Origin of the sequence: Ktedonosporobacter rubrisoli, assembly GCF_004208415.1 — a bacterium.
GTDB lineage: Bacteria > Chloroflexota > Ktedonobacteria > Ktedonobacterales > Ktedonobacteraceae > Ktedonosporobacter > Ktedonosporobacter rubrisoli.
On sequence record NZ_CP035758.1, the window covers coordinates 5,188,241 to 5,209,748 of the forward strand.

17 protein-coding genes and 1 tRNA gene are annotated in these 21,508 nt (G+C 49.2%); 10 read left to right on the forward strand and 8 right to left on the reverse strand.

The window, feature by feature from the left end; all coding sequences use genetic code 11:
- Positions 1-141 precede the first annotated feature (141 nt).
- The 5 genes from EPA93_RS22650 to EPA93_RS22670 all read left to right on the forward strand — a co-directional run bounded on the left by EPA93_RS22650 (position 142) and on the right by EPA93_RS22670 (position 6,211).
- On the forward strand, positions 142-600 hold the full coding sequence (locus EPA93_RS22650) for a hypothetical protein (RefSeq protein ID WP_129889690.1): 459 nt from the start codon (positions 142-144) through the stop codon (positions 598-600).
- Positions 581-3,328 carry a tetratricopeptide repeat protein gene (locus EPA93_RS22655; protein WP_129889691.1) on the forward strand — a complete coding sequence of 916 codons (2,748 nt, stop codon included), beginning with the start codon at positions 581-583 and terminating at the stop codon, positions 3,326-3,328. Before EPA93_RS22650 ends, EPA93_RS22655 begins: the two co-directional genes overlap by 20 nt.
- 126 nt (positions 3,329-3,454) lie before the next feature.
- Positions 3,455-3,874 (forward strand): hypothetical protein, encoded by a 420-nt coding sequence (locus EPA93_RS22660; RefSeq protein WP_129889692.1) that lies wholly within the window; start codon positions 3,455-3,457, stop codon positions 3,872-3,874.
- Between the two features lie 279 nt (positions 3,875-4,153).
- The gene (locus EPA93_RS22665; RefSeq protein WP_129889693.1) at positions 4,154-4,720 is read left to right on the forward strand and encodes a MerR family transcriptional regulator; all 567 of its coding nucleotides are present in this window, start codon (positions 4,154-4,156) and stop codon (positions 4,718-4,720) included.
- A gap of 159 nt (positions 4,721-4,879) precedes the next feature.
- Positions 4,880-6,211 carry a vWA domain-containing protein gene (locus tag EPA93_RS22670; protein WP_165423334.1) on the forward strand — a complete coding sequence of 444 codons (1,332 nt, stop codon included), beginning with the start codon at positions 4,880-4,882 and terminating at the stop codon, positions 6,209-6,211.
- Between the two features lie 116 nt (positions 6,212-6,327).
- Here the strand turns inward: EPA93_RS22670 and EPA93_RS22675 are convergent, their stop codons facing one another.
- Positions 6,328-7,185 (reverse strand): SWIM zinc finger family protein, encoded by an 858-nt coding sequence (locus EPA93_RS22675; RefSeq protein ID WP_129889695.1) that lies wholly within the window; start codon positions 7,183-7,185, stop codon positions 6,328-6,330.
- Between the two features lie 3 nt (positions 7,186-7,188).
- Complete coding sequence (locus tag EPA93_RS22680; RefSeq protein ID WP_207229625.1) at positions 7,189-10,305, reverse strand: DEAD/DEAH box helicase; 3,117 nt, start codon at positions 10,303-10,305, stop codon at positions 7,189-7,191.
- 343 nt (positions 10,306-10,648) lie between these two features.
- On the opposite strand from EPA93_RS22680, the gene EPA93_RS22685 reads away from it, so the two are divergent.
- From EPA93_RS22685 to EPA93_RS22700, 4 genes are all read left to right on the forward strand, one after another.
- Entirely contained in the window at positions 10,649-11,671 is a 1,023-nt protein-coding gene (locus tag EPA93_RS22685; protein WP_129889696.1) for a carbohydrate ABC transporter permease, read from the forward strand.
- The gene (locus EPA93_RS22690; RefSeq protein ID WP_129889697.1) at positions 11,668-12,495 is read left to right on the forward strand and encodes a carbohydrate ABC transporter permease; all 828 of its coding nucleotides are present in this window, start codon (positions 11,668-11,670) and stop codon (positions 12,493-12,495) included. Before EPA93_RS22685 ends, EPA93_RS22690 begins: the two co-directional genes overlap by 4 nt.
- 21 nt (positions 12,496-12,516) lie before the next feature.
- Entirely contained in the window at positions 12,517-13,947 is a 1,431-nt protein-coding gene (locus EPA93_RS22695; protein ID WP_129889698.1) for an ABC transporter substrate-binding protein, read from the forward strand.
- A 322-nt stretch (positions 13,948-14,269) separates the two neighbouring features.
- Positions 14,270-14,343 (forward strand) — tRNA-Asp (locus EPA93_RS22700).
- A 106-nt stretch (positions 14,344-14,449) separates the two neighbouring features.
- Here EPA93_RS22700 and EPA93_RS22705 read toward each other — a convergent pair.
- Positions 14,450-14,671 carry a hypothetical protein gene (locus EPA93_RS22705; RefSeq protein WP_129889699.1) on the reverse strand — a complete coding sequence of 74 codons (222 nt, stop codon included), beginning with the start codon at positions 14,669-14,671 and terminating at the stop codon, positions 14,450-14,452.
- Between the two features lie 45 nt (positions 14,672-14,716).
- Between EPA93_RS22705 and EPA93_RS22710 the strand changes: the two genes are divergently transcribed.
- Positions 14,717-14,965 carry a hypothetical protein gene (locus EPA93_RS22710; protein ID WP_129889700.1) on the forward strand — a complete coding sequence of 83 codons (249 nt, stop codon included), beginning with the start codon at positions 14,717-14,719 and terminating at the stop codon, positions 14,963-14,965.
- Positions 14,966-14,968: 3 nt separating this feature from the next.
- On the opposite strand, the gene EPA93_RS22715 is transcribed toward EPA93_RS22710, so the two are convergent.
- From EPA93_RS22715 to EPA93_RS22735, 5 genes are all read right to left on the reverse strand, one after another.
- On the reverse strand, positions 14,969-16,246 hold the full coding sequence (locus EPA93_RS22715; protein ID WP_242527476.1) for a cytochrome P450: 1,278 nt from the start codon (positions 16,244-16,246) through the stop codon (positions 14,969-14,971).
- 36 nt (positions 16,247-16,282) lie between these two features.
- Positions 16,283-17,710 carry an NAD(P)/FAD-dependent oxidoreductase gene (locus EPA93_RS22720; protein ID WP_129889701.1) on the reverse strand — a complete coding sequence of 476 codons (1,428 nt, stop codon included), beginning with the start codon at positions 17,708-17,710 and terminating at the stop codon, positions 16,283-16,285.
- Positions 17,700-17,951: a ferredoxin gene (locus EPA93_RS22725; protein WP_129889702.1), complete on the reverse strand. Its 252-nt coding sequence runs from the start codon at positions 17,949-17,951 to the stop codon at positions 17,700-17,702. Before EPA93_RS22725 ends, EPA93_RS22720 begins: the two co-directional genes overlap by 11 nt.
- A gap of 347 nt (positions 17,952-18,298) precedes the next feature.
- Positions 18,299-18,598 carry a hypothetical protein gene (locus EPA93_RS22730; RefSeq protein ID WP_129889703.1) on the reverse strand — a complete coding sequence of 100 codons (300 nt, stop codon included), beginning with the start codon at positions 18,596-18,598 and terminating at the stop codon, positions 18,299-18,301.
- Between the two features lie 29 nt (positions 18,599-18,627).
- Positions 18,628-21,297, reverse strand: a complete 2,670-nt coding sequence (locus EPA93_RS22735; RefSeq protein ID WP_129889704.1) for a tetratricopeptide repeat protein — start codon at positions 21,295-21,297, stop codon at positions 18,628-18,630.
- Positions 21,298-21,508: the final 211 nt, after the last annotated feature.

The following is a 21,508-nucleotide window of genomic DNA, read 5'->3' on the forward strand; positions in this document are numbered from 1 at the left end:
ACTTCGTAAAGAGAAGCTGATTATCATAAGTTATATTTGAAAAATCCTGGCACACGTAGCCATATGCGTTTATGATGCTATGCCTGAGCTAAACCGAGATATAAAGAATATATACGCAGAAGATGGTATGGAGTGACGTTTATGAGCAAGAAGAAGTTCCACGATATTTGGGTAAACCAGAGCAGGCTCGGTGATGAGTTCAATATGTCAGCTATCGCAATGGGCAAAAAGCTCAAAGAATTGGGATTACGACAGCCTGATGGTACCCCAACACCTAAAGCTCTGGAGGAAGGCTACTGCACCTCCACGCCTCTCAAGAATGGTACTCCTTTTTATATGTGGCATAGAGGGAAGGTAAAAACCTTGCTACAGACAAATGGTTTGCAAGCATTAAATGAACAGGAGATGCGCTGCAAAGAGCTGGCGGAGCGTTTGATTGAGGCAGAGCATTTATTTGATCAAGGGCAAGATAAAATTGCATATATGGTGCAAGACAGCCTGAGCGGCGAGATAAAGCCTGATGATATCCCCGTAATCAATAGATTCTTAAAAGAGCTCAGTTCGATTCAGCAATTGGAAGATGATTCCCTTTCAAATTAAGTGTGGAGAGAGGCAGCAAGAAAAGATTTTTGAAGGGATGAAACAGCAAGGGTTACGAGAAGACAAAACAGCAGTAAACATCTATTACGTGTACGCTGCAGAGGACGAAAAGTACTGTCAGAAGTTCGACAAGCACTTGAGTGCATTGCAGCGTAACAATAGCATTACCTCCTGGTACCGAAATAAGATACCAGCAGGAGGTAATTTATATGTAGAGCGCAAAGCGCACCTCGCAAGCTCGCAACTTTTTCTGCTGTTCATCAGCCCTGACCTTCTCACTCTAGATAAGTCTTTTCGTCAAGAATGGGACCTCGCACTTCAACGACACGAGGCTAGCGAGGCTTGCATTATTCCTATCTTGCTCCGGCCTTGCGATTGGGAGGCCGATTCCCAATTATCTTGCTTACAACCACTACCACGAAACCGTAGATTTGTCACGCAGTGGAAAAATAGGGATGAGGCTTTCGTCCAAATCGCTGAAGAATTGCGTTCTCTTATCGAAGATATGCAACAGCATAATCTCGTCAATAGGTCAGATTCATCACAGCCTACTTTCTGGAATGTTCCTTATTCACGCAATCTTCTCTTCGCAGGACGAGAGCATCTACTTCAACAGATGCATGCTTATTTTAGCAAAAGTATTAATTCGCTTCAGCCTCTGGCACTGTGTGGCATGGCAGGCATTGGAAAATCACAGCTCGCACTAGAGTATGCACATCGCCATCGCTCAGAGTATCAAGGAATATTTTGGATACAGGCCGATTCCTCTGAATCGCTTGTGCAGGATTTTATACAGCTCGCCAGATTATTAAAGCTTCCAAATCAGGAAAACCCAAATCAATATGCTATCGTTGAAGCAGTTAAACATTTTCTTGACACCTACCAACGTTGGCTTCTTATTTTTGATAATGCCGAAGAACTTCAACTCCTAAACACTTTTTTCCCTTTAGAGAAAAGAGGACACATTCTTATCACAACTCGCGCTCAGGCAGTCAAACCTCTTGCATATAATATCCAGGTAGAAGCGATGCAGCTAGAAGAAGGTATTAACTTTTTACTCTCTCGTACAGAAGGACCTCATTCTCTGAATGAAGGCGTTTCTCCTGCTATTTATGGGGCTGCCGCCCAGATTGTACAGGAACTTGGCGGGCTACCTTTAGCCCTTGATCAGGCAGGAGCATATATCGAAGAAACAGGGTGTGGTATTCACGGATACTTGGACCGTTATCGCACCGCTCCAATCAAATTGTTAAAGCGACGAGGCACTTTAGTAGCCGATGATCATCCTGACTCGGTAGCACGTACCTTGCTTCTCACACTTAAACAGATTGAACAAATAAACGCCAAGGCAAAAGTAATCCTTCAGGCTTGCTCTTTCCTACACTCAGATGCAATTCCAGAGGAATTATTTACACACATTGTAACTGATCTGATCACGCTGGACGAAGCCATGGAAATTTTACGACGCTATTCTTTGCTTCAGCGTAACTCACCAGGCAAAGACCTTTCATTACATCGTCTTGTACAAACTATAGTGAAAGAGGGCATGGACCAAAAGCAGCAGCAACGACAGGTAAAGAAACTGGTCCAGATTATTTCTACTTTCCTCCCTAGTGCTGAAATTGAGTTTAGCCCTCTTTGCGAACGGTATTTACTCCATATCCGAACACTAATGCCTCTCATAGTGGAATGGAATATTATTAGCTATGAAAGCTATTCTTTACTTGCTAATGTTAGCAGCTATTTATATGTTCATGCTCAATATGCTGAGGCATTACAATTTTATCATGGAGCTTTCACCATTGGAAAACAGATACTAGGATCAATCCATCCCGATATAGCCACTATTTTAAACAATTTAGCAGTCATATATGAGACATTTAGGGAATATACTCAAGCATTATCTCTTCAAGAACAAGCTCTCTCTATCCGAGAGCAAATGTTTGAATGGGGCCATCCCGATATAGCAGGTAGTTTGAATAATCTTGCAGGAATTTACCGTGAAATGGAGCAGTTTGCTCAAGCTTTGCGCTACTATCGATTGGCATTGGCTATGTTTGAGCGAACTCTAGGACTAGAGCACCCAAACGTAGCACTTATTCTGGATAATCTAGGAGGAGTCTACTATGAACTGGAGCGATATGAAGATGCAATTCCCTTCGCTCAACGAGCACTCCATATTCGAAAACAGCAGCCAGGTCCGGTACGCCTCGATCTAGCCAAAAGCCTGTGTAACTGTGCCGCAATCTATCGGGCGCAAGGGCAGTATGAAGATGCGCTTTCCCTCCTTGAGAAGGCCTTAAGCATCTTAGAAGAGGCACTAGGCAGCGAACATCCTGAAATTGCGCAATGCCTGAATCATCTTGCTTTGTGTTATCAAGCTCAAGGACAAAAAGAGCGGGCATTACAGCTTTATCATCAAACGATTTCTATATGGCGCAATACTCTAGGACCGCAACACCCTACAATGGGAACATTCCTGAGCAACCTGGCAGAACTTTACTTTGAAGAGGGACTATATGAAGAAGCGCTTCCTCTCTTTCAGGAAGCTTTACTTATTCTAGAATCACATTTAGGAGCAGATCATCCAAGGGCAAAAACAATTCGCCAAATTTGCCTTTTGTTGCAGCTAAAAATGAGGCTCTTTGACATGGACGAAATCATCGAAGCACTCCCACCAGACATACTAAAAATGATCAAGCAAGGCAACAAAGACGCTTTTGATTGAGCTTTAGATGCGCTTCCAACTTTGGAGAGAAATATTGTAGTCGAGGCAATGCATGCATTGTATGAATTAGAATAAGCTGAAGAGGAATCCCCAAGAACATACAGGGCATGAGAAAGGGAAAAGCATATGGCAGATTGGACAGTGGATATGATACAGCGAATAATAATAAATCCTTTTTATACCATTACGTTTGCTTCTCAGCTCACATTCGATCATATCCCCTCAATAAACGAAACAATATGGATACAAACAAACGCATCGCTTATACAGCAGAATGGCGCAGAAATTTGGCTGACACAACTGCTTGATATACTAGAAGGAAATTCTGCGGCTGAGGACGATCCTATCAACCCCTTTAATGCTATTAATATTGATTCCACAAACGCTATAGAGCACCCGCCATTGATAACAAAAGAAGTATGGATAATGGCGAATGTGGGATTGATAAAGGAAATGGGGGTGAACAACTGGCTTAAACAACTATTAGATGTCCTGGTGGGTGACATTGTGACAGGTGATCATCTCGGCTTCAGCGAACCCATTTAGACTAACCAACTAACTCATCAAAAATCAAGAAAAAAGTGAAGGGAAAGACAGATCATCCACGTTGATAAACAGCAGGGGGAGCAAGCGAAGGAACGCGATCTGCGCGCGAAATTCTTCAGAATTACGGTATAGCTTGACACAAACTCCACACTCTATCCTTCGCTACTCTTCCATCGCGCTCGTGTAAATATGGCTCCCTGACACTGGCAGGATAGATATGTTGGAAGATCATAGGTTTTCATACTTGACAGTTACAGTGTCACTGTCTATAATATTGCTATGAAGGATGATGAGCAGCACTGGACAATCGAGGAACTTGCTGAAGAGGTCAATATACCGATTCGCACCATACGCTACTATATTAGCGAAGGCTTGCTACCAGGTCCATACGCGCGTGGGAAGGCCGCGACGTATGATGAAGTACATCTGTTCAGGTTGCGTTTAATTCGGCTACTTTCCCAACAACGTATGCCGCTTGCACAAATGCGCTCACTCCTGGCAAATCTTACTTTGCCCGAGCTGCAAACTCTTCTGGCAGAGGAAGAACAACGAGCAGCTGAACTGCAACACGATGTACAACAGCCGCCTCCAAAGGAGTACATAGCAAAGTTGTTACAAAATGCCCGAACCGCACGGCAGACCTATGCTCAACATAGCCCAATCAGGCAATTACGCGAGGCTCCTCAGCCCGCTCCTACAGCAGAGCGCTGGCAGCGTTGGCAACTGGCTCCTGGCATTGAATTGCATATCAGATCCGATGCTGAGGATCAACAACGCGGCCTGCTTGAGCGGATCTTTCACGCCGCTGGCATGATCTACAAAAGTACCCGGGATCACAACGTATAAAGAGGGAGGAAGAGCGTAATGCATCTAGCTCTCCTCAATTAGATGGTTCAAATAAATTTCGCAGAGGAAGAAAAACTTCATTTTGTATCTCGCCTTTGGCAGGGCCAGGGATGCTCTGAACAATATGTCTCTCACAAGAAGAAAGGCGGTCATGTAAAAATGGAATATAGACCAGATACAAGCAATATGCAGGCTACCACACCATCCCTCACTCTGAACGCTCGACCGGAGCGCCACTTTATTCACCCTCATGGATGTTGCCGCTTTGTCGCTTTCCACATCCACGTTGCTTGCCCTCCTGCAGACCCGAAGACAAAGCGACCTCCTTTGGAACTGGCCTTAGTGCTGGATCGCAGCGGCTCTATGTCCGGCGAGAAATTGCAAACTGCCAAACGCGCGGTGCTCACGCTCCTTGATAGACTTACCCCACGTGATCGCGTCTCTGTCGTCGTTTTCGATAATGCTATAGATATTGTGCAGCCGCTCAATGCGGTTACTCCTGGCTTCAAGCTCAAGGTACGCAATGCCTTGCGGGCGATTCAGGCTCGGGCCAGCACGGCTCTACACGAAGGTTGGTTGACCGGTTGCGATACGCTTGCCGCAACCGCTGACAGTTCAGAGGACCATGGACTGGCGCGTTGCTTCCTGCTTACCGATGGTATTGCCAATGTAGGTGTGACTGATCCCGAACAGATTGCCAGCGAGGCAGCGGGGATACGCGAACACGCAGCAATCTCGACCAGCACCTTTGGCATTGGCCTTGACTATAACGAACTGCTCCTTGGCCCGATGGCGGTCGCTGGCGGCGGACAATTCCATCATCTACGCACATCTGAAGAGATCGTCAACACATTTACCGGCGAGCTGGAAGGTTTATTTTCGGTCGCGGCACGCCAGGTTCGTCTTGAAATTGAGGCCGATCCCGGCATAAACACCGAGCTCCTCAGCTCCTATTGGATGCGCTCTATGTCCTCACGCCCGCAGAGCTGGTCTATTGCCATCGGAGATCTCCAGAGAGACGAAGATAGGCAAGTAATTGCCCAGATCTACCTTCCTGCTCAGGATAGACAAGAGCAGCAAGTCCTACGCACGCGCCTGGCCTGGCACATAGGGGACGTCGAGTATCATACCGCCTGGCAAGAGCTCTCTTTCTCGTATGCCGATCCCTCCACCTGTGACGCTGAAGCGCGCGATGCCCAGGTGATACATTGGGCTGGCTGGCATCAGGCGGATCGGGCCCGCCGCGAAACTGTTGCGCGCAATAACCGCGGCGATATAGATGGCGCACGTAAGTATCTTAAACAGGAGATGCAGCAAATCAAGCAGTATGGCTATGACGATAAGGAATTACTTGACGAAATTGCTGAACTTGGTAGCCTGCGCCAAGAGCTGGCACACGCACCTATGAGCCCTGACTTGGCCAAAGAGCAGTATTATAGGCAGCAGCTTCGCTCGCGCGGCCAGGCAGATTATCGCACACCCGAGGAATAATGTAGCGGCAATCGTTGCAGCGATGCAGAAAGAAAGCTAAAGGTAGCCCTTCAGAGATAGGCAGGATAGCAATACATAACAGAGAAGCTGTAAGCCGGGACGCTTTCGCGCTCAGCTCAGGCCTTATCCACAATGTCATAGGCTCGAGCTAAGAGAGCTGCCATATTCTGTCCACGTATGCTAAAAGGAGCATCTCCCAACCTTTTGAGCACAGCTTTATCTATGTGCGGCGCCGAAGGATCTATCGTGAAAGTATCCAGGCCTTCTCCTGCCTGCCAGAACGTATCCAGGCTCACTTCAAGTAAGGCCTCTTCTGTAGCTGGAGCTGCGAGGGAATCGGTATCTGCAGTCTCTTCAACCTGGGGCATTGCTGTACGTTTCTCTCTCAGGGCCTGGATAATAGCTTCTTTGCTGCGGCCACGCAACTTGAAGATCAAAAAAGGATCTTCATCAAAGCGCTCGGCCAGCAAATAATAGACCGCCGCTATATGTTTGCAGGGATTGGCATAATCGGGACAAGAGCAATCGGTAACCAGATCTTTGGCCAGCCTGGGAAATAGCGATAGCTTGACAGCATAAAATGCCTCCTCGATGTTGGGAGGCATTTCGCCGGCCAGCAGCTTGGCGGCAAAGATAGCTTGAGCGGCCATGGCTTCGATGACTTTCTCCCAATCTTGATCCGTGAGAGGCTGCAAATGGATCTTCACTTTATACGGATGCGGCATTGAGCCCTGCACCTTGGCCCTGACCTGTCCTGGCTCGATATCAATCGAGACTACCTGCCCCTGGCGTGCGTATGAACGGCCACGTGTGAGCCGCGAGCCCAGGCTGAAGGATTCCAGAACCTCAATCCAGCGCCTTGACCACCACGTTGAGCCAATGGCGCCACGCTCGCTTTTCGCTTTGATCCCATTCTTCGGTTTAAGCGGACGAGGCCGCTCGTAATAATCCCAATAGCCATCCCAGCGTCCCATAGCCTATTCTCCTACAGCCTCGCGACTCAGCGCAAACAGCTCTTTCAGCTGAGCCGTTGACATCTCCGTCAGCCAGCTCTCCCCACTCCCTACAATACTCTCAGCCAGCTCTTTCTTCTTCTCAATCATCATATCAATGCGTTCTTCCAGCGTTCCCACGCAAACAAATTTATGGACCTGCACGTTCTTCTGTTGGCCTATGCGAAAAGCTCTATCCGTTGCCTGATTTTCTACGGCCGGATTCCACCAGCGATCAAAGTGAAAAACGTGATTGGCCGCCGTCAAATTCAGTCCGACGCCGCCAGCTTTCAACGAGAGGATAAAGAGCGGCGCCGCCTGACGGCTCTCCTGGAAGCGCTGGATCATGGCGTCGCGCTGCTTCTTCGAGGTTCCGCCATGCAGAAAAAGCACCTCACGTCCCAGCGTTTCTTGCAAATACTGGCGCAGCATGGTCCCCATCTCGGCAAATTGACTAAAAATCAAGGCCTTATCGCCCTCAGCCAGTACTTCCTCCAGCATCTCTTCAAGACGAGCCAGTTTTCCTGAACGCCTGGCCAGATCACTGCCATCTCCCATAAACTGGGCAGGATGATTGCATATCTGCTTCAGCCGTAATAGCGTAGAGAGAACCAGTCCTTTACGCTCAATGCCCTCGGCCCGCTCGATCTTCTCAAGCATCTCTTTGACCACTGCCTCATAGAGCGAAGCTTGCTCCTGCGTAAGGTTACAAAAAACCTTCATCTCCATCTTCTCGGGCAGATCGGAAATAATTGTCTTATCAGTTTTCAGGCGGCGCAACACAAAGGGCTGTATAAGCCGCTTAAGCACTCCTGCTTGCTGCTTATTATGATAGCGCTCAATCGGAATAATATATCTAGTGCGGAAATCTTTGTTGGAGCCCATATAACCAGGATTTAAGAATTCCATGATCGACCATAGCTCCGAGAGCCGGTTCTCAACCGGGGTTCCGGTCAGGGCAATTCTATAATCTGCCTTGAGGCTTTTTATGGCCTGGGTTTGCCGGGCTGCCTCATTCTTAATATTCTGGGCCTCATCAACAACCACATAACCCCACTTGAGTGCTGTAAGATGCTCTTTATCCCGTAAAGCCAGCGAGTAGGTAGTAATTACTACTTCATGCTGTTGCGCCTCGCGCGTAAAGGCTTCGCCGGATAGCCTTTCATGGCCATGATGAACCATTACCTTTAGCGAGGGCGCGAAGCGTTTGAGCTCTCTATGCCAATTGCCCACAATAGACATGGGACAGATAAGCAAGGCAGGCCCTCGCTGACTTACGCCCTGCTGTGCTGCCAGCTCACGCTCATGGAGCAAGAAGCCAATAAACTCGGCAGTCTTGCCGAGTCCCATATCATCTGCCAGGCATGCACCAAAGCCAAATTGTCTGAGATAGGCCAACCAGGAAACACCTCTCACCTGGTAAGGGCGCAAGGCACCACTGAAGGTTGCAGGCGTCTTGAGGGGAACTATTTTCTGATTATCTGAAAGCTTCTCTAGTAGATCTTTGAACCAGCCCTCACCCTCAATCCCAAGCACGGGCAAGCCCAGCTCTGATGTCTCTTGACCCAGGCCTACACGCAACGCTTCGCCCAGGGCCATATCTCCACTACCACGCTTTTTCTGGAAAAAGCCAATAGCTTTCTCAATCTCTTCGGGTCGCAGTTCAACCCATTGGCCCCGTACTTTGATGAGAGGCTGCTTGAGCTTGACTAGAGCCTCAAACTCTTCGGCAGTAAGGGTCATATCCCCAATTGAGATCGTCCAATCATAGGCCACAAGCCCATCCGGGCCAAGCAAACCGGAACCAATTTTTGCACCAGATGGAGGTTTAATTTTTAATTTGACACCCAGGCGGGCTGCAGGCTTCTGCCACCAGGTTGGCACCAGTACCCCAAAGCCATTCTGTTCCAGCAGCGGCGCAGATTCGCGCAGAAAGGCATACGCCTGCTCTGTAGAAAGCTTCAAGCCACGCGGGCGCGCTGTGCGCAGGCTTTTCTCAACCCCGCTGAACAGGCGCGAAGCTCGTCCCAGATCGGCAAGCAAGCGTTCCTGGGGATTTTCAAAGGCGTGTTTCAAGAACGTCAGTGTATGCGAACGTTCCTTCCAGACTCTCTCAGCAGGAACCAGCAAACTCAGATCATCATTTGCCTGCAAGTGAAAACTGAGGTACCAATCTGTTTGCTTCCCCTCCGACTCCTCTGGCAAATCGAGGCGGAAACAGGTACGGAAAGGCGCGGTGACCTCGCTAGCTTTCAGCTGGTCCAACCAGCCACGCATGCCACCGGCAAACTCTTGCAGTTCCTGGATCGGCGCCTTTAGCGTTGGCTCTGGCGAAGCGAGCGCCTGCAGCCACTGCTCGGGCAGCGTGCGCGCAGTATTCCGGCCTGAGCGCCTGGCAGGCAGGAGTTCTTTTGCCGCAAGGCTTTCTCGCACGTGAGTATCTATAAGCTGATTGATAAATTGTAGCAGCATAGTCTGCGGCAGAGAGGCTTTCTGTTCTGTCCGCGGCAGAAAAGACCAGCAAATCGCGGGCATTAGCACAGCTAGTCGACGCAAGCGCTCAGTCTCGCTCGTCCCCAGCGCAGCCTCCCAGACTGCTTGCAAGCTCAGCTCGTTCTCCTGCTGTATCTCTCGGAGAGAGGGCATATAGCATTGACGGGAAACTAATTCAAAGGCAAAAGCCAGGGCCGTGCGCCAGAAACGTAAGGAGGCGCCAAAGGCCAGGCTACAGGGAGGCTCATCGGGCAAAGCTTCAAAGAAATCTACTACGGACTGAGCATCCAGGGTCAGAGTGCTCACCTGCCAGGATTTGAAAGCCGTCGCGCGCGCCGTATTGACTTCTTCCAGCACAAGCTCGGGCGAGGGCAGGGGCTTTTTGGAGCTCGAAGGTAGGCAAAGCGTCAGTTCACCTTCGCTCATAAGCGCAACGGGCAAGTTGTCTACTAACTCATTGAGCGCTTCGCGTAACAGCTCTGCAGAGAGAGTAAAGGGATGCCTATTTCCGCGATGTTGGATAGGTGTATGGGAAAAGTGAGAAGACTCAGCCCAGAGATGGAGCCTGGCCGGAGGGAAATGATCCCATATCGCATGCAAAACTAACAAATGGCTCTCTCCTTACCACAAACACACGTATGTATTCCAATCTTGCAAAAATGAGCTCTTTAAAGCAAACCGCCCATGTACAGAATACGAATCTATCATATCATACAGCACTATATCTTAGACATAAAAAGTACCGGCCAGCGGTTATCCTCTTGACGTGCTCCTATCCACAAAGCCTCTCCCCTACCCCAGGGCATACTATCAACCGCCATTTCCCTCATAACCATGCTAGAGCAGGGAATATCAATTTTAAATGAAATTTATTCTCACATTTACCTCAGTTTAATACTCTCTCCTTATCATTAGTTGTGTTAACGTTTACACTCTAGAAAGGGTGGCTGCTATGCAACAACACCCCTCCGCGAGTCGGCAAGAGGCTCATTTCTCTCAACTGGACACAGAGATATTTGAGCTTTCCCAGCCCGCGGCTCCTGCCAGGAGCAAACTTCAGGGGCAAAAGCGGATACGCGTTCAGCAAAAGCTGCGCGACTCTGGCCTGGCTTTGCTCTTTCTCGCGCCCGCATTTGCTCTGTTCATTATATTTTCCTATTATCCATTCTTCCGTGCAATCTGGTTGAGCCTTAACATCACTAACGAGTTGGGCAATCCTGTGCGCTTTATCGGGCTCGATTACTACATACGTATCCTTAATCTACGTGGCGATGGAGATGGCGAATATCTGCGTAGTCTGTTGACCAGTTGTCAATTTGCCTTAATCGTAGTAACCCTACAATTATTGATTGGTATAGGTCTGGCAGCTCTAGCCCAGGCAAAGCTCAAGGGAATCGGCATCTTTCGAACAATCTTTACGTTCAGCATAGCAATATCGCTAGCCAGCTCTAGCGTTATCTGGTCCTTGATCTACGATCCCACAACAAATGTCACTACCTGGCTTGCCAATCTGCTCAGGTTGCCCCAACCGGGACTTCTTAACAATGCTGCGACGGCCCTGCTCGCTATAGCTGTTATGACCGTCTGGTCAGGCTTAGGTTTTAATTTCGTTATCTCCCTTGCCGGGATGCAGGCCATTCCGGAAGAGCTCTACGAAAGTGCAGCCCTGGACGGGGCGGGTCCCTGGCAAGCCTTCAGGCATATCACGCTGCCCTTATTAACACCTATTCTCCTCTTCTTGCTGGTCATCAATACTATTCAAAGCTTTCAGGCCTTCACACAATTTAGCGTCCTGATGAACGGCGAAGGACCAGATAGCGCCACGAATGTCTTTGTCTACGCTACCTACCACGCTTTCTGGTTCGATCATCGCTATGGCTTTGCTTCAGCCATGTCGATCATCTTATTTCTTATTCTACTGCTGCTCAGCTCGCTACAATTTATCTTTCTCGGCAGGAGGGTTCATTACCGATGAGCGTTTCTTTACGGCAGGTGAGGGTCTTTTCTACATATGTGGCTCTGCTTCTGGCTGCAATAGTACTGCTCTTCCCGCTATTCTTCTCGCTATCGATTGCCCTACAGGGTCCAACTATGACGCCTCATCTCATTCCTGACGTGAGAGACTTAGATGTTAGCGTCTTTGCCAGCGTGCTGATTCAACAACCTGTGCTTGTGCGCTGGATACTTAACTCGTTTGTAGTTTCTTCGCTTGTGACTGTTGGAGTGCTCTGCACTTCCGCGCTCGCCGCCTATGCGTTCAGCTATCTAGAGTTCTGGGGCAAACAAATCTTTTTCGTTGCCGCCCTTGGTACACTGATGATCCCCTTTGAGGCAACGCTTGTTCCCAACTATCTCCTCATTTCGCATCTGGGCTGGCATGACAGCTATCAGGGATTGATTGTACCGTTTTTAGCCAGCGCCTTTGGTATTTTCCTGCTACGCCAATATTTCTTGACGATTCCACGCGAACTACGTGAGGCGGCCACGCTGGATGGCTGCGGGCATTTACGCTACCTATGGAGCTTCATGCTGCCCTTATCCCGCCCGGCTCTGGCGACGCTGGGGCTCTATACCTTTCTGTCTACCTGGAACCAGTTCTACTGGCCACTGCTGGTCACGGATTCTACGCAATGGCGCACAACACAGATCGGCATCACAATTTTCCATTCAAGCGAGGCGCAAATCCTTAATACGCAGATGGCCGCCACGCTTATCATACTTATCCCAACGCTCATTCCTTTGATATTTGGTCAGCGTCAACTGGTGCGAGGGCTGACGGCTGGCATACTCAAAGATTAAACTTTCCGGAGGCACATACACATGCGCTCTACAAAACTTATATTGTTCGCAATTATTATCGCTATTTTGCTCGCCGGCTGCGGAGGTGGCAACGCACCAGCATCGTCGCCGACGTCTTCGGCAAACACAAGCAGCAAACCAGCCGCTACGGCCTCAGCAATTACACCTGTGCCACAGCCGGCCGGTAGCACAAAGATCACCTTCTGGTATGGCCTCAGTGGCCATAACGGCGATGTCGTACAGGAGGTCATCAACAAATACAATCAGAGCCAGAAGAAATATTACGTTGAAGGCGTTTTTCAATCATCCTACGATGATACGCTCAACAAATTTAATGCTTCACTGGCCAGTCAGGATCTGCCTAATATCGTTCAGATCTATGATATCGGGACACAACGGATGATCGATACCAAGCAAATCATCCCTATTCAGGATCTGGTCAATCGTGACCATCTGCAGAGCCTTGTGGATGATCTGGAGCCTGCCATCCGTAGCTACTATACTATTGGCGGCAAACTCTATTCGATGCCCTTTAATTCTTCAACTGCGGTGATGTACTTCGATAAAAACGCGTTTCGCGATGCGGGGCTTGATCCGAATAAAAAAATCTGGACCTACGATGAACTGCTACAGGCTGCTCAGAAGCTTACGAAAAAGGATGCCAGCGGGAAAGCGAGCCGCGTTGGTGTGGCTTTCTACGATTACGCCTGGCTCTTTGAGGAAGAAATGGCAGTTCACAATCAGCTCTATGCCCAGCCCGACAATGGTCGCACACAACGCGCCACAAAATATATCTTCAATAGTAATCCCGGCGTCCAGTGGCTTGAGTTACAGAAGAAACTTTTGAGCAATGGTACCGCGCTCTACTACGGCGTAAATGGGGCTAACACTGCTTCGGCGGCGCTGCTTACGGGAAAAGCTGCAATCACGTTTGACTCAATTGCTTCGCTACGTACCTATGTTGATACTGCCAAGAAAAATGGCGGGAAAGTCGATGTGGGAGTCGCTTATCTGCCTCGCCAGACGAGTGCTCAGGGTCGTACGATTATTGGTGGCGCATCTTTGTGGATTACTAATAAGGGTACAAAGGAGCAGCAAGAGGGTGCCTGGGACTTCATTAAGTTCGCCACCCAAAAAGATACCCAGGTCTTCTGGTCCTCGAACACAGGCTATGTGCCAATACGACTTTCCGCCTACGATCTACCGGAAATGAAGGAGGCACTGAGCAAATATCCGCAATTTCAGGTAGCAATTGATCAGATTCGCGCGGCACCAACCAATTATTACAATGCTGGCTGCGTTTCTGGCAATATGCTGGCCGTGCGCAATTACGTTCAGCAGGCGACAGATGATTACTTAACTGGCCACGTCAGCAGCGCACAGACAGCTTTAGATACTGCCGTCAAGAAATCTAACGACTCGCTAGACGAGTATAATGCCTCTAACCAGTAGTACGAAATAAGAAACTAGTCGTACCTACCCGCCCGAGGATGCTCGCAGGCTATCGACGCCTGTCTGAGCATCCTCTTAATATTTCTTTGTAGCGCCTTCCTGGCAATCCTATATGACCACTCTTCAAGACTTTTATCAGTAAGCTGCTTGCCCATGAAAGTCTCTCTCGCTCCAAACTAATAGAGGGGATCATACAGTCAACAGCTCGCAAGAGAATTCTGCCGTGGGACCAGAAAATTTCTGCTGCAGAGGCTTGACAGAACGTGGCCATTCTGTTATTATCCTACTTGCAAGAGGTACACTAAATGTGTGCTGAAAGCAAGGAGCCGTGGTGTAGTGGCCTAACATGTCTGCCTGTCACGCAGAAGATCGCGGGTTCGAATCCCGTCGGTTCCGCTCACACCAGCGGGTTGTGATAAGTAGCCCCTGGTTTCGTCAAACTCCATAACCCCGTTCAGCATTCGTAGAACAGGAAGGAATGCAGGATGGGGTTTTATTGCGGCTATAATCTTGTTTTCCAGGTCATACGTTCCACGCTTTCAGGCGTGACTCTCGCTTTGAGAGCCTCTGCTACTATGTTACGCCTGATGATTTCACGCCAATTCTCCGACAATTGTAAACGTTTGAGCAATTCACCAAACTGCTCGTCAACGAGATCGATACGAACCATTAAGTTGCCGCCTGCAGGGCATACGGCGCGGTTGCTCTCTTCTGCACCAACCACACCACATTTCCACTATGTTAGAATAGCTTCACAGGAGGTACAGGAATGGAAAACATTACTGGAAACGTCACAGTCCATATCGTTGCCTTCCAAAAAGGTGATCCACGCTATCAATTTGCAAGTGGAAAGGGAGATAAGGGCCTATCAATTGCCCAATTGCGGAAAAGATTTGGGGGAGATGAAGGGGAGATACCTGATCCGTACTCTGGACAGATGCATCCTATCTCTCTGAAACCATGGGCAGATAAGGACCCAGAGAAAACCTTCCTACACATTTCCTTCCGCATTCTGTGACTGCTAGGTTCCGGTAAAGTGAAGAGATTGGCGTATGCCAGTGATATCGATGAGCAAGTGGCGCGGGCCACGCAGAAGCGCATTCTGCCGATAAGGAGGCGGATCAATAACCAGGCGTGGCTCGATTACGCGACGCACCAGCGCATTCAAGGCAATCTGCACCTCCAGGCGCGCAAGGGGCGCTCCAAAGCAGTAGTGAATGCCATCGCCAAAGCCAAAGTGCTCATTATCCTGGCGATCAGGAATAAAGCGCTCAGGATCTGGGAAACGCTCCGGATCGCGATTGGCAGCAGCCAGCATCAAAATAACAGGCGAGCCCTGAGGAATCGTTACGCCATCAAGCGTGATATCCGCAATGGCCGTACGCTGCCCGTTAAACTGTACCGGCGGCTCAAAGCGTAAGACTTCCTCGACGAAAGGAATTACAAGCTCCGGATCGCTGCGCAGGCGTTCAAGCACATCGGGATGGCGCAATAGCGTCAGGGTGCTATTGGCAATCAGGTTGACCGTCGTCTCGTGGCCCGCAATTAAGAGTAGCACAGAAGTTACTACGAGATCAGCCGGCGCTAATGGTCCTTCCGGGCTATAATCGGTGATCAAGCGGGACAGCATGTCGCTCCCCGGATGCTCACGGTGCTCGGCGATCAGCTCACCCATATACTGACTGATCTCTAAAGCCGCCTGCTCAGCGCCCATCTCTTGCTGGTCGCCGGTTGCCTGTGGCAAGGGATCGAGAGAAGCCACAAGCGCATCAGCCCAGACATGGAAACGCGCTTCGTCCTCGCGCGGCACTCCCAGCAATCTGCAGATCACCGATACTGGGAAAGGATAGGCAAAATCATCGACGATATCAATACGCGACCGGCCTTGAAACCTATCGATCAGCTCGTGCACTAACTGAGCAAGCTCACCTCGCATGCTATCAATCATATCCGGACTGTGCGGTGGGCCGAATTGTCTTGTCACCAGACGACGGATATGGTCATGTTCGGGTGGATCAAGCCTCAGAAAAGGCACAGGCCTCCCTCTAGAGGACATTTCTCGCGCTCTTTGCCCCCGCAGATCGGAGGGAGGCCGCTTGCGAATATCGACACTGATACGCGGATCATGCTGCAGTTGCTTGATCAGACGATAACTACTCACAATATAGCTTCCATCATCTTGCCTGATAATAGGCGTTTTGCGCATCTCGGCATAAAGAGGATAGGGATCAGCCCGGTTTGCATAGTCGTTTACCTGCTCGAATAACCTTTTTGGCTCTGTCATGATAGTACCAGGCATATGAGTTCTCCTGCTAGCTTTCGGTTGCCAGCCATTTTATTTATTTGCCATAGCGACATTCAAGGTCGTAGGGGAGGTTTCCAGATACGTCGCACGCAGTTCGTTAGGAGCATGACCCGTCAGAGCAATAACCGGTGTGGGCGTTGGAATTGTAGACGTAGGGAAGCGGGCAGGTACAGGCTGTAGCGAAACCGGTGTATCAAAGGCGGGCGGCGCAGGCGGAAAAGCAGTTCCAGAGGCAATCTGCTGCTCATAATATGGCAACCATTTTCCTTGATCAAAGCTGACTGCTGCCACAGTACGCCCTTGATAGCCGTAGGCGGCCACAAAGCGATGTCGCTCGACCGCTCCTTGCATGATTACGACCTCATCGGCAAAAGGTGGCAGGCCAACTGACTTGATGTTTACCCCAAATTGAGCTGACCAGAAAGCCGGCACAGAGAGATGTGGACGACGTTCGGTCCCAGAGCTGAGCATATTGTGAGCCGCAACTTCGGCCTGTGCAACAGCATTTCCCCAATGTTCGAGCGCAATTAGTTGATATCCATAGAGCGGATGAGGGAAACGCGCAACATCGCCCGCCACAAAGATGTTATCGGTCACAATACCATTAATGTCAAAAGCACGACAGCCGGCATCACAAGTTACGCCAAGTTGACCAGCAGCCAGTCCTGAACCGCGCAGCCACTCGGTATTCCGCACCGCTCCCAGCGCAGCTACCACCACATCAACATCCAGGGTTCGCCCATATGAGAGATGTGCACGCCTCACTCGTCTTTGCGCATCCCCTTCCAGCGCTGTGACTGTAGTTGCACAAAGCAAGTCTACTCCGTGTTGACGCTGCAAACTGGCAGCAACCGCCCCAATCTCCCCACCCAACGCGCCCATCAGAGGAGCTTCGCTACGTTCAGTAACTGTGACCGCCAGGCCAAGCTCTCTACATACAGAAGCAATCTCAGAGCCGGTAAAGCCTACGCCAATGACCAGCACGCGGCGCGGTCCGTTCCCCAGACGCTGTTGTAAGCGTTGCGCATCCTGGCAGGTGCGCAAGACAAATACTCCATCCAGCGCTGCTTCCGCTTCATCAGGCCAGGGACGAGCACGCACACCGGTCGCAATCAACAGACGCTCAAAATCAACCGATTGGCCATCGGCTAGATATACCCGCCTGGTTTTCAAGTCTAGCCGGCTAGCGGCAACCCCCAATCGCCACTCAACATCACCCAGATTCTGTAGGCACGGCAAGGTGGTATGCTCCGCTGATACCCAGCCAGTTAGCACTTGCTTGGACAAAGGGGGTCGATCGTAGGGTGCATAAGGTTCATCACCAATCATTGTCAATTGTCCAACAAAACCCTCAGCGCGTAGCGTCTCAGCAGCATGCAATCCCGCCAGCGAAGCGCCTACAATCACAATATGTCCATGCTTTCTAGCATCTTGCGCAAGGCCGCCTTTATTGGCCATGATATACCTCCGTTACTGGCCAGCCCTCTTCCTGCCCACGCATTCGACTCTTGCTCCGTTCAACATAGATAGCGTGTACAGGACAGGCAGCAGCAGCCCGCAGGATCTTCTCGTTTAACTTGTCATCTGGCTGACTATCGTACATAAGTATTTCATCGCCCACCAGCTTAAAGGCCTCTGGTGCTAAAAAGCAACATTGGGCATAGGCCTGACAGCGATTGAGATCAACAACAATTCGCATACCTATCCTCCTTCTCCTCTGGATCAGCTCCGGCAGAACCAACGATCAGATATGCAAACCCCAAGCCTTTATGGCCATCTTCCCTTATCAGACGGCCTCTGTACATCGGTGTATCTGGAAAAAGCTCGTAAGTATCAGTAAGGAACATGTAGCGCTACGCATACATCACGAACGCTGCCCACAAGATGTAACTGTGCAATCTTTCATCCCGGCCAGGCAGGCCACTACAACCAGGTATGCAGTAATTGCTAAATTATGGAAACGTCGTAGGAAAGCTCAAGCGGGGATTAGCTCAATCTAGAAGATGCTGCGACAAAAAGATGGTAAGTTACTTCATATTTTCCTTGCTAATGCAAATGGCAGAAGCAGCTATGGTCAGAGCAACAGTCGGAGTGCTTCCAGACACAGCCCTGCAGCAGGTGAGGAATTACCAAGTGGAAATGCCATGTAAAGAGATCCAGCTCATACTTATTCAGTGTCAAAAACTTACCAGGAACAGGCAGATTGGCCGGAGGAGTTTCATCCCCATCATCATCATCATCTGCAAGGGCATACTCCTTGTCATCCTCAAATTGCTCTAGATCCCATCTCCCACCTATCTGCTGATATCCATTCAGCCAGCCAGAAGAAGCGAGCCAGATCTTCATTCCACACATCCTTTGTGCGAATTGCAAGCCTACATTAGCATCAAATCCTTAAATTGTTCCAGGGCCTGTACCATTAATGACTTCTCTTCAGTCAAATCCCAACTATCGCTCAAGTACTGCCATATTAGCTTCATTTTATCCTCAGGAAGTGCATACAAACGCTCCCAAACCGTATGGCGTACTGCCTTCTGATACTCGGCCTGATTAAAGTGCACCATAGAAGTACAATAATCCTTATAATACTCGAAGGCCTCCTCAAAGTGCTCATCGCTATAGAGATCTTCCCCTCTACTCAAAGCGATCTCGCCAAGCAGGCGAAAATACTGGTATTGGGTAGCAAGTGCCTCTGCCCTATCCAAGGCTTCGTGCGCTTTCTTGATATCACCTACCTGTAGCTGCACATCTGCTAGTTCTATCAATATTTCGGTATGCTGATAAAAATCGTTTATGTCAGCTGACCGTTTAGCCGCCTGCAACAACAGCTCGATTGCCAGTGCATATTCATGCCGTCGTCTGGAAACTTGGCCCCGTTTATAAAGACTAGCAATCACATAGCCTTCTTCGATGTGTTGAGCAGTCCGATAGGCCTTTTGAAACCACTCGTCAGCCTCCAGCAATTCGTCCTTAGCTAGAGCCAGGTCGCCAAAGAGGCTGTAAGTCCAGGCGATTCCCTGCCGATATGCAAAACGGTCATAAATTTTAAATGCCTGCTGAATCACGCTGCGTGTCTGTCCATAATCTTGCATCTCGTTATAGATTCGGCCAATGATGCAGAGAATATGGGCCATTTCTATCTCGCTGATCATTTGCTCTTCATTAAGCTTCTGTCGATAATGCAAGGCAGCCTTACACTGGATCAGCGCCTCATCCAGCAATCCTTGTAGACGATAGACCTCGCCAAGGTTTTGCCACGCATTAGCCTGTCTAACTTTATCTGTAGGTTCAATGAATGCCATACCGTCCTGGTAAGACTTAATAGCCAGATTAAATATGCCTTGTCTGGTATAGGCATAGCCAATGTCGCTATATGTATCGCCGATCAATCTTGTTCTATTCTGAGCATGATACATCTCTAAAGCGCGCATGAGAAGCTGAATAGCCTGGGAGAAATTGTTCATACGTGAATAACAGAGGCCCTGCTGCCGTAAAATATTGGCCACACGTTCTGGCGAGTTTTGGATCTCCGGTCTTTGAGCCAATTCCTTATAGAATTTCAAGGCCTTCGTATAGCTCGCCTCATTCATTAAGAGATAAGCCTCTTGCTCCCTTAGACGTACAAGCTGTTCGCCAGAAGGCTCGGCAATAAATCCATACGCTTCTTGAAGCAGCGCACGTGCATAAACATTCTGGTGTAGTCGCAGAGCTCTTTGAAGCTCTCGCAAGAGGAGAGCAAAGGCCGCATCCCCAGCCATATCCTTTCTGGCAACGTAGAGCCTATGGTAAAACACCTCAACTTGATAGGCTTGACGTAGCGATGCATCTTGAGTTTGGGCGATGGCCCGTTCATAGTATCTGATCATGCTCTCGCTCAAATCATGCCGAGAACTCCCCATCTGAAGCTCTTGTACCTGCCAGCAATACTTATTCACTAGGCCCCGCATCTCGTCATGCAGCATTAGCTCATCACCGCTGGCCGCTGTCCGCACAAACGAAAATGAGCTTAGTCTTTGCCAGATAGCCTCGATATCTCCATTACGAAAGTCCTTAGGGAGAAGCTCATCCTCACAGAAGAGCCAGCGCAAAATTTCCCGATCCCAACGATGATAGGCATGAGCCATAAAAAGAACAGCCCAATCAACAGGATTCTCCAAAGTATTGAGTTGACCGACCAGATAGCTTTCAAAGTCCTCTCGATCCCTGTCCTTCCAATCCTTCATCAATAGCTTTTCCAAGGTGATTATTCGCTGATTAAGCAGATCTACCAGCAATCCAACCAGGATAGGGCGCCCCTGGGTCTGATTATAAAGCGCGTCAAGCGCTGACTGCTGAAGCGGCAAAATATCGCGCACATTGAGATTATCATCAATGAAGCGAAGCATCTCTTGCTTTGTAAAAGCCTTGACGAGAATGTGGCGCACAAGATGTTCACGCCCATGCCAGCTCACGCTGTCAGCATCGGGCTCATTGCGCCCAGCAATGACAAAACCAAGTTTGGCGAAGCCATAGGTGTCTGGAAAAATATGCTTAGGTGTAAACGAAACCATAGCAGGAAATTGCTCAATACGCTCATAGGTATCACAAAAGATGATTAAGTGTTTGCCTGGATCGTTAATTTTCTTTTCCAGCTCTGCCAAATCGTCAACTAATGAATCGCGCAATAATCTAGTATATTCTTCATTTTTAGGTTCTTTCATTTCTTGCTGATATTGCTCAAAAACTTGCTCAAAGGCAGCTGGTTGCCAATCGGGATAAACTTGCTTTAGGGCATCCACTACCCTACGCGCTATTTCGGGTCCGCTGCGATCGCGAATGCTAAAGAAATCTATCATCGCTGTAGCGACTTCCCGGCGCTCTCTAGCAATCGACATGCATTTGTGTAAAAGCCACGACTTGCCAATTCCTCCCTTTGGGCCCTCACCTGCGTCGTGTAGGAATAAGACCAGGGGCGCCTGCTGCGCTGGCGCTTCAAGCCAGGATTGAAAGGACTCAAGCTCTTTTTCATGTCCCACAAAATGATTTTTAATCTGATCCTCCAGCATATGCGCTTACTCCTCCAGTGACACTACCTTGCGGACATTATAGGTATTCCAATGCTATGAGATATGCCGCGCTCCCTCTCCACATATTCTCCAAAGCAGATGAGCAATACATTATTTATAACTACAGTTTACATCCGGCACTGTACTATCCAGTTCTCCCATAGCAGATAGTGGGGTTCCACAGTTTTTCTGCTCAATATATACTGAGCGC